Origin of the sequence: Streptomyces callyspongiae (assembly GCF_047200695.1) — a bacterium.
Classification (GTDB): Bacteria; Actinomycetota; Actinomycetes; order Streptomycetales; family Streptomycetaceae; genus Streptomyces.
Genome location: NZ_JBJZOM010000054.1, coordinates 1 through 545, shown reverse-complemented (window position 1 = coordinate 545; position 545 = coordinate 1). Strand labels below are relative to the sequence as shown.

At 72.3% G+C, this 545-nt stretch carries 1 protein-coding gene; it reads right to left on the bottom strand.

Going from position 1 to position 545, the window contains the following annotated elements:
- Positions 1 to 545 (bottom strand): metallophosphoesterase (locus tag ACL06G_RS21485; RefSeq protein WP_412836528.1); only part of this gene is annotated, 545 nt, incomplete at both ends.

Below are 545 nucleotides of genomic sequence, written 5' to 3'. Positions count from 1 at the left end.
CCCGCCACCGTGGGGTTGGCCAGCGCCGCCAGATACGGGCCGGGCCACAGCTGGCCGCCGTGGGTGTGGCCGGACAGTTGGAGACCGACCCGGTACTCCACGGCCTGATGGATCTGCACCGGCTGATGGGCGAGGAGGACCGAGGCCCGGGAGGGGTCGCGGTCTCCCAGCGCCGCGGCGAAGTCCGGGCCCTGCGCGGAGCGTTCCCCGGCCAGGTCGTTGACACCGGCCAGATCGAAGCCCGGCAGTTCCCGGCGGGCGTTCTCCAGCGGGTGGATGCCCATGTCGCGCAGGTGCTCGATCCAGGAACGGGCATCCCCGAAGTACTCGTGGTTGCCGGTCACGAAGTAGGTCCCCTCGCGGGAACGCAGCCCGGTCAGGGGTTCCGCGGCCGGGCCCAGGTCGGCGACGGTGCCGTCGACGAGATCGCCGACGATCGCGACGAGGTCGGGCCGCGTGGCGTTGACGGCCTCGACGATCCGGCGGGTGTGGGACGCACCCAGAACCGGCCCGAGGTGGACATCGCTGACCACGGCGATGCGGAA